The sequence below is a fragment of the Clostridium sp. genome (assembly GCF_036646415.1).
GTDB lineage: Bacteria > Bacillota > Clostridia > Clostridiales > Clostridiaceae > Clostridium_J.
In genome coordinates, this window is the sequence record NZ_JAVXMF010000008.1 from 87,454 (window position 1) to 101,786 (window position 14,333).

Consider the following 14,333-nt stretch of genomic DNA (forward strand, 5'->3'; position numbering starts at 1 on the left):
AGTTAAATTCTTTTAAAAATTTTCTCTATTTCTTTAATCGAATATTTAATTATTGTAGGTCTTCCGTGAGGACATGTAAATGGTTCATCTATATACCTCAACTCTTTTAGTAAAGAGAGAATTTCAATATCTGATAATTTATCATTTGCCTTTACAGCAGCCTTACATGCAAGTGATGCAATTTTATTATACTTTACATCTACAGTTAAACCACTTCCCATAGATCTTATATTATTGATAATCTCATGGAATAAATCATTAATATGAGGGTTGCCTAAGAATAATGGTACTTCTCTTATTAGTACATCATTTTCACCAAAGTCTTCTACTATAAATCCAGTACTTACGAAGATTTTTTCATTATCCTTGTAGATAGCATACTCTTCAAAAGTTAATGGAATAATGGCTGGAATAGCTAGAATTTGGCTTGCAACTGTAAGACTTCCAATGTTTTTTCTATATTTTTCAAATAGAATCTTTTCATGAGCAGCATGTTGATCTATAAGATATAGCTGATCTAAGTACTCACCAATTATATAACTATTAAAACATTGCCCTATGAGTTTTATTTTTGGTAACTGTGGGGAATTTCCATAATCATAACTTAATGATAATGGTTTAATATCCACTTCGTTTTCAAATAAAATATTTTTATCTTCTACTAAGGTGCGACTACCATGATTTAATGGAAATGAAGATATAGACTCCTTAAGATACTCTACAGTGCCTACATTGTTCTTAGATTCATAGCTGTCTATATAACCTAATTGAGCAGGTTGATTATAATTATTATTTGATGAAGCTTCTAGTGTAACTACGTTATTAGTAGTTTCTTCAGTAATACTAAAGCTTTTCTTAAAATTTTCCTTTAAGGCAGTATGAACTCCATCAAATACGGTTTTAAATAGCAATCTTTCCTCTAAAAACTTTATTTCACTTTTTGTAGGATGCACATTAGGATCAATGAATTCTGGAAATATATCAATATAAATAACAAAGAAAGGAAATTTATTTATCGGTATAAAAGATTTAAAAGCATTTTCTACGGCTGCAGTTATCAGAGAGCTTTTAATCAATCTTTTATTAACAAATATACTTTGTCTATTCCTACTTCCTCTAGATATATTCTCTTTACCGATAAACCCATATACGGATAATATATCACTATGATTTTCAATCGGTATAATATTTTCATATACTTCCTTACCATATAATATACGTAATGTCTTATCCAAATCTTCCTCTCCAAATGTTTTGATGCTTTGCTTTCCATCATTAATTAATGTAATAGCAGTCTTATAGCTTCCCAATGCTAATTTTAAAACTAAATCATTTATCATTGATTTTTCACGCTGTGGAGATTTTAAGAACTTCTGCCTTGCAGGGGTGTTAAAAAATAAATCCTGAATTTCAATTTCAGTTCCTAAATTACATCCCATATCCTTTTCATAAATAACTTTACCACCTTCAATGGAGATTTCCTTTCCATATTCAAAGTCATTAACTCTCGATTTAAGATTAACTTTAGATACTGATGCTATACTTGCGAGAGCTTCCCCTCTAAATCCAAAAGATTGTATTCCATATATATCTTCTAACTCAGAAATTTTACTAGTTCCATGTGGCAAAAATGCTTTCGGTACATCTTCAGGATGTATCCCACTACCATTATCAATTATTCTAATTAATTTATTTCCACTCTCTTCAATCTCTATCGTTATATTTTTACTATCTGCATCAAGACTATTTTCAACTAATTCCTTAACTACAGAACTAGCCCTTTCAACAACCTCCCCTGCAGCAATTTTATTGGCAGTGTTTTCAGATAACAAGTTAATTCTTCTCATAACACACCTACTTAACTTCTCTATATTTTTTTCGCTTTAATTATTATTTCATAAAGTTTATTAAATCCGTCCATAGGTGTCAAGTTTAAAACATCTATAGATTTAATTTCATCCATTAAATTTTGTGCCTCTATATCTGCAAAACCTATCTGAGTTAATTCAGGTTTATTTACATACGATGACGTTAATGCAACTTCAGTTATAGGTATTGATGAAAGTTCTTTAGAAACATCTTTATCATTAGGTTTGGAGTTACTAGTCTCTAATGTGCAAAGTATTTCTCTAGCACGAGAAATTACCTCTTGTGGCAATCCTGCTAATTTAGCAACTTCAATTCCATATGATTCATCTGCGCCACCCTTTATAATTTTACGTAAAAAGATAATATTATTGTCAACTTTCTTTGCAGAAATTGAGTAGTTCTTTACTCCAGATATTTCGCCCTCTAGTTTAGTAAGTTCATGGTAATGAGTAGCAAATAAAGTCTTGCATTTTATATTTGAAGTCTTGCATATATACTCAATTACGGACCATGCAATACTAAGTCCATCATATGTACTAGTACCTCTACCTACTTCATCTAAGAGAACTAGGCTTTTATTAGTAGCATTTTTAAGGATGTTTGAAACCTCCCACATTTCTACCATAAAAGTACTCTTACCACCAGCTAAGTCATCAGATGCACCGATACGTGTAAACACCTTATCACAAATAGATATATCTGCACTATTTGCAGGTACAAAGCTACCCATTTGAGCTAATATTGTAATTAAAGCTACCTGTCTCATATAAGTAGATTTACCAGCCATATTGGGTCCTGTAATTAGCATTAATTTGTTATCACTAAGATCTAAGTTAGTGTCATTGGCTATAAAGGTGTTAGCCTTTGTAAGAGTTTCAACTACTGGATGCCTACCATCTACTATATTAATAATACCATTAGAATTTATTAAAGGCTTAGTATAGTTATTTTCTTTCGCAACCATTGATAATGACCATATACAGTCGATTTCAGATATTAATTTAGCAGTTTGCTTCATTCTATTAATATTTTCTTCTAGCTTCATTCTGATTTCTGTAAAGAGTGTATATTCAAGTGCTACTAGCCTCTCTTCTGAACCAAGAATCTTATCTTCCATTTCTTTAAGCTCAGGTGTTATGTACCTCTCGGCATTAGATAATGTCTGTTTTCTAATATACCTTCCCTCAGGAACTGAAGTTATATTAGATTTTGTAACTTCTATAAAATATCCAAAAACCCTATTATATGAAATTTTAAGAGATTTTATACCAGTTGATAGTCTTTCTTCACTTTCTAAATTTGCTATCCATTGCTTACCATTGCTTTTACTTTCTCTTAATTCATCTACTAAACTATTATAACCACTTTTGATTATATTACCTTCTTTTACTGAAATAGAAGGTTCATCCATTATAGCTGTCTCAAGAAATTCGCATATATCTCTTAATTCATCCATGTTACTATATATATCTAGCATAAGAGGACTCTTAAGATTATATATAATGTTTTTTACACTTGGAATTTTCGATAGAGAGTATTTTAAAGCTATAAGTTCTTTTGCATTAATTGCAGTAGAACTTATTTTACCTACAAGCCTTTCAATATCATATATACTTTTTAGAGCATCCTTTAAATCTTCGAGTAAAACTATATCGTTCATAAATTCTTCTACAGCTAGTTGTCTTTTTAATATATCTTTTTCAATAATTAGAGGTTCTTCAAGCCACTTTCTAATACGTCTTCCACCCATTGATGTATTAGTTCTATCTATTACAGACAATAGTGTGCCTCTTTTATTTTTATCACGTAAACTTTCAACTAATTCAAGATTCTTTCTTGAATTGATATCAATAGTCATGTATGTGTATATATTATAGGTTTCTAGAACATTTATATGTGCTAAGGAAACCTTTTGGGTTTCTTTTATATATTTTATTAATCCACTACATACCTTTGAGCTTATATCCATTAATTTTATTGATTTAAAGTTGGTAAACTGTGATTCAAGCACATTATTATCTGCATTGAAATTTTCTTTTTCAAAATGAGATATATATAATGTAACACGTTTATTTATCTCATTTATAATATCATCATTAAAATCATTAGAAATAACAATTTCTCTAGGATTAAACTTGCATAACTCATCTACAATTATGCTTAGATTATAGTCACATTCAGTTGTGTAAAATTCACCTGTAGAGACATCGCAAAATGCTAAAGCAACCTTCGAGTCCTCAATATATAAACTAGCTGTATAGCTATTTTTATTTTCATCTAAATATGATCCTTCAGTATATGTACCAGGGGTATATACTTTAACTACATCTCTTTTTACAATGCCTTTAGCTACAGAAGCTTCTTCTACCTGCTCACATATTGCAACTTTAAATCCTTTTGATATTAATGTACCAATATAATTCTTAGCGGCATGAAATGGAATTCCACACATAGGAGCTCTTTCTTCTAAACCGCAATCTCTTCCAGTTAAAGTTAATTCTAACTCCTTTGATGCAATTTTAGCATCATCAAAGAACATTTCATAAAAATCACCCAATCTAAAAAATAAGATACATTCTTTATACCTATCTTTAACCTCAAAATATTGTTGCATCATTGGAGTTAATGCCATGGTTATATCTCCCCTTTAAGTTAAATTTATCTGATAAAAAAAGCGACATTGTCGCTTTTATACTTCCTCTCCAATTAAAGAGAATGAATTTGCTTTTGTAATTTTAACATTTACTATTTTCCCAATATTATTTTTGTTTCCAGTAAAGTTAACAAGTTTACTAGTTCTAGTTCTTCCTGTTAGTTTAGTATCGTCATTTTTACTTTCACCCTCTACTAGAACCTCTACTATTTGTCCATCATAAAGTTTATTTTTCTTTGCACATATTTCATTTACAGCTTCAACTAATCTATTAAATCTTTCCTTCTTAACCTTCTCATCAACTTGATCAAACATTAAATCCGCTGGAGTTCCATTTCTTTTAGAATATAGAAATGTGAATGCTGAATCGTATTCAACTTCCTTAACTAAACTTAAAGTATCTAGGAAATCTTCTTCAGTCTCTCCAGGAAATCCAATAATTATATCTGTAGTTAACGCTACTCCAGGAATTTTTTTCTTAATTTTCATTATTGATTCCAAATATTGTTCTCTATCATAATGTCTATTCATTTTCTTTAAGATTCTTGAAGAACCTGATTGTACAGGGAGATGGATAGATTCACATAGTTTTTCACCAGATGCGATTACGTCAATTACTTCAACACTTAAGTCTTTAGGGTGTGAAGTCATAAATCTTAGTCTTTCTAGTCCTTCAATTTTATTTATTCTTCTTAAAAGTTCAGCAAAGTTAATGTTCTCTTCTAAACCTTTACCATATGAGTTTACATTTTGACCTAGAAGAGTGATCTCCTTATAACCTTCATTAACCATTACTTCTATTTCTTTAATAATCTCACTAGAATTTCTACTTCTTTCACGTCCTCTTACATGAGGTACAATACAGTAAGTACAGAAGTTATTACATCCATACATTATTGTTACAAATCCTTTTATACTACTAGCCCTATCTACCAAAGCACCTTCAACTATATCTGCTTCTTTGTCCCAAATCTCAATAATTGGTCTTTCGCCACCTAATACTCGTCCAAGATACTCTGTAAACTTGTATGCATTATGAGTCCCAATAATTATATCTATATAAGGGAATTTATTTATTATTTTTTCGGCCATACCTTCTTGTTGCATCATGCATCCAGTAACAGCAATAACCTTATTAGGATTCTCTTTCTTTAGTTTTTTTAAAGCACCAAGATTACCATCAACCTTTTGCTCTGCATTTTCTCTAACACAACATGTGTTAAATATTATTATATCCGCATCTTCTTTTGAGGCTGTTCTAGTATGACCAAGAGGCTTTAGTCCACCTGATAATTTCTCAGAATCCTCCTCATTCATTTGACATCCCCAAGTTTCTATATAATATTTTAAATTTTTATCCATTTTAAAAATCTCCTTTATTAAAAGCTAATTTTTTTATTAATTATCAATATAGTATTATAGCATATTTAGTTACATAAATAAACATTGATATAATACTACATTGATGTAGAAGTTCATGAAGAAAATATATGATATGTTAAAAATTAGAATATCAAATTCAATGGTAATATAAAATGGTATCTAAGTATTACATTTTGCTTTATGGTTTACCTATAAAAACAGGTCAATACCATTTTTATGATATTGACCTGTTTTTTATAGGATATTAATTCAAATTTATACTACCAATTACCATCGTAATTGATGGGTTTAGACTTTTTATCGGATGTTTTTGCTTTACCTTGAAGTTCGGGTACTGGGTGAAGATTATTTTTAGAAAAGTGATTATGCTTATTACTTTCTGTTCCATGAGATTCACTTGGATCCGGTCTTCTCATTCCTGCTTTTGCCATTATATTACCTCCTAGTTATTTGTCATATTTAGTTTAAGCAATATATAATGTTTTATGCATTGAGAGATCCTGTATATTTAGAAAAAATTCTTTTGAAAAGCTAACTATATTTTATATAGCCACAACAATTTTAACAAATGAATTTTAGTAAATATTTTTTAGTATATTACTACTATTACTTCTTAAGTAAAAAAATACAATGTAACGGTTAATTTAATAACCATTACATTGTATTTTAAATTATATTATCTTATATATTAGCCGCAACTACTACAACTTGAACATCCGCCACCATCAGGCTTAGTTTCTGGCTCTATTGAAAAACCACCTCTACCATTTTCTTCTCCACAAAGAATTGTAAGAGTTCCAAATTGTTCTGTAACTGATTTATCTACTAAGAAAGTAAGATTTTCTATAACTTCTGTATTATCAGTATCTTTTTTGTCATCTAAAACTAGATTAAATGTTGGGCCGCCTCATCCCATACCTGCAAAATGTATTCTTACTTTATCAGCTGTAACTTCATTATCCTTTAAAAATTGTAAGAATTCAACAGTAGCTTTATCACTTATCTTAACTATTGACATATAATTTACCTCGTTTCTTATTATATTTTATTGTCTACATTTATATTATGTGAAAGTAATCAGATATTTATCACATCATTATATATCCATAGTACAATATATTTATATAATATCATAGCAATTAATAGTGTCAATATATGATTTCTATATTATTTGTAATAATTTATAGATTTCTAAAAAATCAAATCTATTTTTACACTTTTGTATATATCTAAAGTAACATTGAATTAAGCAAGATTGCTATTTATTTTAAAGTTTTCAATTGGAATAATCTCATTTCCAAACATTCGATAATCATGATAGTCATAAGATGACTTCATAATATTTTCATTTATAGTTTTACCTCTATTTATATAATCTAAAAAATCGTAGCAGGCTAGTATATTTAATTGATTTTTTTCACATATAATAGATAACTCTTTGATAAAATCCATAAATGTACTTTCACAAGTGGTATTTAGCAGTTTAGAACTATCAATAATAAAGTTAACTCCCCAAAAGCCCTTGCTTATAACCTTTGACTTTAAATTATTAAGATAGATAGATGTTGATGAAAATCCTGTACTTATTGTTCTTGAATTCAAAATAGATTTCTCTACATCTATTAATTCAACCATATTTTTCTCATTTTCATCCAAATTATTTAAAAGTAGTTTATGGATATCATCACCTACGTATAGGTAAACATAATTATTGTTTTCAATTTGTTGTTTGATGTATTTATATAAATTCATCACTAGATGATCTTCCCCATAATAATAAAAACATATATTTTTACCAAAAAAATTATTCATAAAATTTCTCTCCTTAATTTAGATAAGTATTTGATTCTTAAATAATATTATTCGTTAAATGTAAAAATTTACCTTTAAATTTTTACATTTAGTTTATATGACTTTCATACATTATATTACAAATAAATTTGTGTATTTCATTTATTTCAAAACTTATCCAAGTTATATAACTTTTAATGTAGAAATGTGCTATACTATGTGATATAAATAAAAAGATAAGTATTAAAAAACAGGTAAATACTGATATATTGATACTGTAAAATATGTGGATGTTGACACAAGGAGGATTAACAATGTGCGGATTTGTAACATTTTTTAGTAACTCTACTATATTAGAGGAAAATAAAGAAACTCTTCGTGATATGAGGAGAATTATTAAACATAGAGGTCCAACTCAAGATGGAGAGTACATGGATGATAATGTTTATTTAGGATTTAAAAGATTAAGTATCTTGGACTTAGAAAATGGAATTCAACCATACTCTTTTAAAGATGAACTTGAAATTGTTTTTAATGGTGAGATTTACAATTATATCTACTTACGTAATGAACTTATAAAAGAAGGATATAACTTTTCTACAAACTCAGAAGTTGAAGTTATAGCTACGCTATACAGTAAACTTGGTGATAAGTTTGTAGATAAACTTAGAGGTATGTTTTCTTTTGTAATTTGGGATAGAAAGAAAAATACATTATTAGGAGGAAGAGATCCATTTGGTATAAAACCTTTCTACTATATAGAAAATGAAACTGGACTTTATGTTGGATCAGAACTTAAAAGTTTCCATGCTAATCCTGATAGTGCTTGTACAGAAATAGATAATGAAGCTCTTCATAATTATCTTACATTTCAATTTGTACCTGAACCAAAAACACTTCTTAAGGATGTAAAAGTTCTAAAACCAGGACATATAATAAAGAAGGAGTTAGGAAAGAAACATGAAATTAGTTGCTATTACTCAATAAAGTTTAATCCTACACCTGGATCAAAAGATGAAAAGATGGAAGAAATTCGTAAAGTTATGGAAGATTCTGTAGAACTTCATATGCAATCTGAAGTTCCGGTGGCTTCATTTTTATCAGGTGGAATTGACTCTACTGTTGTAACTGCTTTAGCTAAGAAGCATATGCCAGATTTAAAGACATTTACCATAGGCTTTGATAGAAATGGATATAGTGAAATTGATTTAGCTAGAGAGACTGCTGATAAGTTAGGACTTGAGAATATTAACACTATGATATCTCATGAAGAATTTGCAAATGAACTACCTAAAATAATTTGGCATATGGATGAGCCAGTAGCAGACCCTGCTGCAATTCCTCTTTACTTTATTGCTAAAGAGGCCGCTAAACATGTTACTGTTATACTATCTGGTGAAGGTGCAGATGAGGTATTCGGTGGATATACAATATATCATGAACCGAATTCTTTAAAGATGTTTGATTATGTACCAGGTTTCTTAAAGAAAGCACTAAAATCTGGAGCATCCCATGTTCCACAGGGTACAAGAGGCAAAAGCTTTATTGAAAGAGGCTGTACCCCAATGAGAGAAAGATATGTTGGAAATGCTAAGATCTTCATTGATTGTGAAAAGTCAGGAGTACTTAATAAGTTTGATTCAAAGTATACCATTAAAAATGCTATGAGTGATATTTATGATAACGCTTCTGAGTATGATCCTATTACGCAAATGCAATTTGTGGATTTTAATACATGGCTTACAGGTGACATATTAGTTAAAGCTGATAGAATGACTATGGCTCACTCATTAGAGCTTAGAGTACCATTTCTTGATAAGGAAGTGTTTAGAGTTGCATCTAAACTTACTCCGGATGAAAAAATTAATGGTCATGTTACTAAGTATTTACTAAGAGAAGCATTTAAGTCTGAGTTACCATTCTTAACTGCAATGGATAGAAAGAAGCTTGGGTATCCAGTTCCAATAAGACTTTGGCTTAAAGATGAACTATATAATTGGGCTATGAATATAATAAAAGATAGTAATGCAGATGAATTTATAAATAAACAAGCTGCAATTAAATTAGTTGAGGATCATAGAACAGGTCCATTTGATCTAAGTAGAAAAATTTGGACTATACTTATATTCTTAATATGGTATAAAATATATATAGAGAAAGAAACTTCTTTCTTAACATAAAATAAAAAGAGATAGAATTTCCATAAGGAGTTCTATCTCTTAGCTATGTATAAAGTTATATATACTTAATCTGGTTTGATTCTAGCCAATCGATTAAATGCTTACATAAGAAATTATCTCTAAATGTATAAAAATCATCTAATTTATCATAACTAACTAATGTTTTATTAAATGTTAAAAAGGGGTTTTGCCAATCAACTTCTTCTAATATTTTGAATCTTTTATCTTCACTTAATGTTTCTAAAAATTGTTTCATCGAATCTATAAGAATCTCTTCATTTATAAGAGGAATATACAAGTATTTATCATTATAATTCATAATAATAGACTCTGTTTCTCTTGCAAGTTCCTTTTCCCACCCTTCTAGACTATCAAACATAGATTTATCATTTAGAGCATCAATAATTCCTTGAGGAATATATGCAAACTCACCATCAGTTATGTTTATATAACATTCACCTTCTCCCCTAGTTTCTGTTAAACTAAGTTCTAAGAGCAAATCAAGGTCAACATGTAAGACGTTCATAAATTTATTCACCAACCTTTAAATATTTGTTTTTTAAACTATTATCATAATTAAATCATTTATTGATTTTCATTATAAATGATTCCATTTACATATAAAGTTTCATGGTATAAATATGAGTATATGTCATCTTGAACTATTTTACAATAGATTTTATTGGATGTCTATTTATATGTAATATAATAAATGACCTATTAAGTTTTATATACTTAATAGGTCATTTATTATATTATTTATTCATTTTTAATACATCTGATATTGCTGCTATGCTACCTAAAGAGGATAAACTCTCCACAGGAAGTATTAATTTGTTTGCTGGATTCATTGAAAGCTCTTTTAATGCTTCAACTTGTTTAAGAGCTATAACAGTTGAGTTTGTTCCAGAGTCGATAATTGATTTATTAACTTTTTCTATTGCTAGTGCTTCTGCTGTAGAAATAATATCAATTGCCTTACCCTTACCTTCTGCTTCTAGCAGTTGTGATTCTCTAAGTCCTTCTGCTCTTCTAATATTAGCTTCTTTTTCAGCTTCAGCATGAAGTATTTTAGATTGTTTTTGACCTTCTGCAATAGAGATTGCACTTTGGCGCTCTCCTTCAGCATTAAGTATTGCAGCTCTTTTACTTCTTTCTGCTTTCATTTGCTTTTCCATTGCTTCTTGAATTTCTGTAGGTGGGACTATATTTTTAATTTCTACAGATAATAACTTTATTCCATATGCATCTGTAACATTATCTACTATTTGCAATAGCTTAGAGTTAATCATATCCCTTCCAGCTAAAGCCTCATCTAGAGTCATATCTCCTAAGATATTTCTCATATTTGTTATTGTTGAATACATAATACCCTGAACATAATTTTCTATGTTATAAACAGCATCCTTAGCATTTAAAACTTGATAGAAAATAACATTGTCTACTGAAATATTAACGTTATCCTTTGTTATAACATTTTGTGGTGGAATATCAAGTATTTGTTGTTTTACAGATACTTTCCTTCTAACAAAGTCCACAAAAGGAATTGTTAAGTGCCAACCAGGCTCTAATATCTTATAAAATTGACCGAACCTTTCCAATACATAATTTGAACCAGTATTTACAACTTTAACTGATGAAATTATTATTATTAGAACTACAAGTAATATTACTAAGATACCAATTACTAATTCCATTTACATCTCTCCCCTTTTTATTATTAATTTATTGTTTTCAATATTTAATACTTTAAATGTATCTCCAACATTTATGTTGTCCCCAACATTTTTAGCTGTCCAATATACTTCCTTAACTTTAATTCTACATTCCTTATTACTACTTATAGCAATATCAGATGTAAATTCTCTATTTTCATATGTTCCAACCAGCGGTTTTTCCATTGGCAGATTTACATTAACATACTTTTTAGAAAACTTTAGACCAAATATTATTGCCAAAGTACCAATAACTAAAGCAATCCATATCTGAGTGGTAAAACTTACAAAATACCCAGCTATAAAAGCAGGTACAAACCCTAGCCCTAACCAAGAAAAAGTAAAGCTACTAGTGGTTATGTCGATTACAATTACAAAAATAAGTAATCCGAACCAAATCCAATTCAAATCCATTTAATACCACCTCCCAAAATTTAATTAATTAAATTAAATATATCATATATTAATAATACCACATTATAGTATATTATTATATTTTTTTCTTATAACAGTATACTATAATTTTTAAGTAAATATATACGTATATATAGTAAAGTACATAGATTTTATGTTTTGGAGGTATGAATACGTGAAATATTATGCTCAAAAACTGAATTATATTTTTATAGGAATGTTATTAATAATAATCTCTGGAATAGTTAAAATGCTATAATATTAAAAAATCTATAAATAAAGAAATGTCCATATTAATACTATTAACAAAATTGGACATTTCTTTATTTATTAAGTTATATGGTTCTTGTCTCCTGTTGTAAAAATAATTTTTCAGCTTCATCTAAATATGGTGATAAAAGAGTATATACATATTTATGATATTCATTTAGAAAAGTTCTCTCTTTGGATGATAACATATCAACTATTATACCATCTATATCTATAGGACAGAATGTAGCAACTTCGAACTTCATAAATTGACCACCATACTTCGTAAATTCATCTTTTACAACAAATAACATATTTTCTAGCCGTATACCATGCTTACCTTCTTTGTATATTCCCGGCTCATTTGTTAAATTCATACCTTCTTCTAATCTTACATTTGAAGGAACTTGAGAGAATCCCTGTGGTCCTTCATGAATATTCAAAAAGAAACCAACACCATGTCCAGTTCCACATTTATAATCTATTCCTTCATCCCATAAAGGCATTCTCGCAATTATGTCTAAGTTAGATCCAGTTGCACCATATAGGAACCTGGCCATTGTTAAATCTAAATTTCCCTTTAATACCAAAGTGAAATCTTTTTTCTCTTCATTGGTTAATTGTCCCAGTACTAAAGTTCTGGTTATATCTGTAGTTCCATCATGATATTGCCCACCTGAATCTACAAGAAATAGCCCTTCAGATTTTAAAGTATAGTTACTCGCTGGAGTTGCGCTATAATGCATCATAGCAGCATGCTCTTTGTATCCAGCGATGGTTGTAAAACTAGGCTCAACAAAATAATCTTGTTGTGTTCTAAATTTAGTTAAAGTATCTGAAGCTGAAATTTCAGTTATTTTCTCTGATTTCACATTTTCCTTTATATACTTTATAAATTTAACCATTGCAACGCCATCTCTAATAGCACAGTTTTTAAAGTTAGCTATTTCAACTTTATTTTTTATAGACTTCAACTCAGTAGTTATATTTCTTTTCTCAACCTTAGCTACGGTGTGATCTATAGAATTGAAAATTTTAACATTAGTTTTATTAGGGTCAAATAATATAGAACTATTTTGTATTTCTTTTAGCCTTAAGAAAACTTCATTGTATTTTTTTACTTTTACCAAAGCTTCTTCCAGGGAAGACATAATTTTAGGGGTAATTTTACTATTATCTATGAATAGTTCTGCATCCTCCATACTTATTAGTAAATATGAAATAGTTACAGGATTGTTAGCTACATCATGACCTCTAATATTTAAAGTCCATGCAATATCATCTAAAGAACTCAAAATGTAGTAGCATACTCCTGTTTTTTTCATTTTTTCTCTAATTAAATTTAATTTTTCAGCTGCTGATATACCAGCAAACTTAACATCATGTAGGAAAACTTTAGAGTTAGGCATTGATGGTCTGTTATCCCAAAGATGTAAAATTAAATCCTTATCAGAATTTATTCTAATTTTTTTGTTTTTGAAGGATTCTTGCATTGATTTAAATATGTTTACTGGAATTACAGCTCCATCAAAGCCAACTACATCTCCTTCTTTAAGCTCTGTTCTTAAGAATTCAATATAGGTTGGAACATTTATTTCACCCATTTTATATAATTCAATCCCCGTTCCATCTATTTGTTTCTCAGCTTGGATATAATAACGTCCATCTGCCCACAGTATTGCTCTATTTAGAGTAACAACCACTGTACCTGCAGATCCAGTGAAACCTGAAATCCATGACCGTGCTTTAAAATATTCTGATACGTATTCACTCTGATGCGAATCAAAACTAGGAATAATATAAGCTGATATTCCATTTTCCTCCATAGAACTTCTAAGACTTTCAATTCTTTCTCTAATGTTCATTTTCACTCCCCCTTATTTATAGTAAATTAATATCTAAGTTTATTATACCTACTTATTTTAGGTTGTTCAATTATTAATTTCACAAAAATGAAATTAATAAAAAAATATTCACTTTTTCAAAATAAGAGATTGCAATTTAAGAGAAAAGTTTATTATAAAAAGATAATGCTAACTATAGTTATTCAATTAACAATATAAAAAAGGTCATTCCTGA

General features: G+C 28.9%; 10 protein-coding genes. 1 reads left to right on the forward strand and 9 read right to left on the reverse strand.

What is annotated here, in order from left to right; translation table 11 throughout:
* Positions 1-2: 2 nt before the first annotated feature.
* The 5 genes from mutL to RSD37_RS07765 form a co-directional block, all read right to left on the reverse strand.
* Complete coding sequence (gene mutL / locus RSD37_RS07745) at positions 3-1,847, reverse strand: DNA mismatch repair endonuclease MutL (RefSeq protein ID WP_346946145.1); 1,845 nt, start codon at positions 1,845-1,847, stop codon at positions 3-5.
* A 20-nt stretch (positions 1,848-1,867) separates the two neighbouring features.
* Positions 1,868-4,501: a DNA mismatch repair protein MutS gene (gene mutS, locus RSD37_RS07750; protein ID WP_346946146.1), complete on the reverse strand. Its 2,634-nt coding sequence runs from the start codon at positions 4,499-4,501 to the stop codon at positions 1,868-1,870.
* 57 nt (positions 4,502-4,558) lie between these two features.
* Positions 4,559-5,884 carry a tRNA (N6-isopentenyl adenosine(37)-C2)-methylthiotransferase MiaB gene (gene miaB / locus RSD37_RS07755; protein ID WP_346946147.1) on the reverse strand — a complete coding sequence of 442 codons (1,326 nt, stop codon included), beginning with the start codon at positions 5,882-5,884 and terminating at the stop codon, positions 4,559-4,561.
* A 281-nt stretch (positions 5,885-6,165) separates the two neighbouring features.
* Positions 6,166-6,336 carry a hypothetical protein gene (locus RSD37_RS07760; protein WP_346946148.1) on the reverse strand — a complete coding sequence of 57 codons (171 nt, stop codon included), beginning with the start codon at positions 6,334-6,336 and terminating at the stop codon, positions 6,166-6,168.
* A gap of 814 nt (positions 6,337-7,150) precedes the next feature.
* Entirely contained in the window at positions 7,151-7,717 is a 567-nt protein-coding gene (locus RSD37_RS07765; protein ID WP_346946149.1) for an MEDS domain-containing protein, read from the reverse strand.
* Between the two features lie 293 nt (positions 7,718-8,010).
* Between RSD37_RS07765 and asnB the strand changes: the two genes are divergently transcribed.
* On the forward strand, positions 8,011-9,876 hold the full coding sequence (asnB, locus tag RSD37_RS07770) for an asparagine synthase (glutamine-hydrolyzing) (protein WP_346946150.1): 1,866 nt from the start codon (positions 8,011-8,013) through the stop codon (positions 9,874-9,876).
* 55 nt (positions 9,877-9,931) lie between these two features.
* On the opposite strand, the gene RSD37_RS07775 is transcribed toward asnB, so the two are convergent.
* From RSD37_RS07775 to RSD37_RS07790, 4 genes are all read right to left on the reverse strand, one after another.
* Positions 9,932-10,402 carry a UPF0158 family protein gene (locus RSD37_RS07775; protein ID WP_346946151.1) on the reverse strand — a complete coding sequence of 157 codons (471 nt, stop codon included), beginning with the start codon at positions 10,400-10,402 and terminating at the stop codon, positions 9,932-9,934.
* 229 nt (positions 10,403-10,631) lie between these two features.
* Complete coding sequence (locus tag RSD37_RS07780) at positions 10,632-11,573, reverse strand: SPFH domain-containing protein (RefSeq protein WP_346946152.1); 942 nt, start codon at positions 11,571-11,573, stop codon at positions 10,632-10,634.
* The gene (locus RSD37_RS07785) at positions 11,574-12,005 is read right to left on the reverse strand and encodes an NfeD family protein (protein WP_346946153.1); all 432 of its coding nucleotides are present in this window, start codon (positions 12,003-12,005) and stop codon (positions 11,574-11,576) included.
* A 335-nt stretch (positions 12,006-12,340) separates the two neighbouring features.
* Positions 12,341-14,119, reverse strand: coding sequence for an aminopeptidase P family protein (locus RSD37_RS07790; RefSeq protein WP_346946154.1), 1,779 nt, complete (start codon positions 14,117-14,119; stop codon positions 12,341-12,343).
* Positions 14,120-14,333 lie beyond the last annotated feature (214 nt).